Origin of the sequence: Nocardia panacis (assembly GCF_003598715.1) — a bacterium.
GTDB lineage: Bacteria > Actinomycetota > Actinomycetes > Mycobacteriales > Mycobacteriaceae > Nocardia > Nocardia panacis.
Window position 1 is genome coordinate 1 of the sequence record NZ_QZFU01000059.1, and the last position, 888, is coordinate 888.

The 888-nt window shown below is 66.9% G+C and carries 2 protein-coding genes; both read right to left on the reverse strand.

Annotated elements, in window-relative coordinates:
* Positions 1–428, reverse strand: a 428-nt coding sequence (locus tag D5S18_RS36230) for an IS5 family transposase (protein ID WP_203237048.1), incomplete at its 3' end; no start/stop codon positions are given.
* The gene (locus D5S18_RS36235) at positions 418–816 is read right to left on the reverse strand and encodes an IS5 family transposase (protein WP_203237049.1); all 399 of its coding nucleotides are present in this window, start codon (positions 814–816) and stop codon (positions 418–420) included. The genes D5S18_RS36230 and D5S18_RS36235, both read right to left, overlap by 11 nt.
* Positions 817–888 lie beyond the last annotated feature (72 nt).

The following is an 888-nucleotide window of genomic DNA, read 5'->3' on the forward strand; positions in this document are numbered from 1 at the left end:
GCGACACCGCGCCAGTGTTTCGCCTTGTTGAAAGCGCGTTCCACGACGTTGCGGCCCTTATAGGCGACCGGATCGAACCGCGGTGGTCGCCCACCGGCGCGGCCCCGTCGTTTCCGGTTGGCGATCTGATCGGCGCGTTCGGGAATGACAGCGCGAATACCCTTGCCACGCAACAAGGCCCGATTGCTCGCCGAGGAGTACGCCTTGTCGGCCAGTACTCGGTCGGGACTGCGGCGGGGCGGGCCACCGGTCAGCCGCGGCACCGAGATCGCGTCGAGCACCGCGGGCATCATCGGCGAGTCGCCGGCCTGGCCCGCGGTCAGCAACACGGCCAGGCCACGACCGTTGCCGTCGGTGGCCAGATGCGCTTTCGTGGTCAGCCCGCCACGAGACCGGCCGATCGCGTGGTCGGCAGGCTCATAGCTCACCGTCCGGGCCGACCACCGACCCGCTCCCACGGGAAGCGTTCCCGCCGTGCTGGTGCACCCGCATGATCGAGGAATCCACCGACACAACCCAATCCAGATTCCCCGTGGCATCGGCGAGCGCGGTCAACGCGACCAGAACCCGATCCCATGTCCCGTCACCGGCATAGCGGCGATGCCGCTTCCACACCGTCTGCCACGGACCGAACACCTCCGGCAGATCCCGCCACGGCACCCCGGTCCGCAACCGGAACAACATCCCCTCCACCACCAGGCGATTGTTGGTGAAGTTGCGGCCCACACGGCCATCGGATCTCGGTAGCAGCAACTCGAGCAATTCCCACTGCTTGTCCGTCAGAACCCGATACCGATCACCGACCGTCGCCGCCACGGCCAACATGATCCCCGACCCGAGGACCTACCGGGCAGGATCGAGAAAACCCGATTGGGAGACATGACCTAG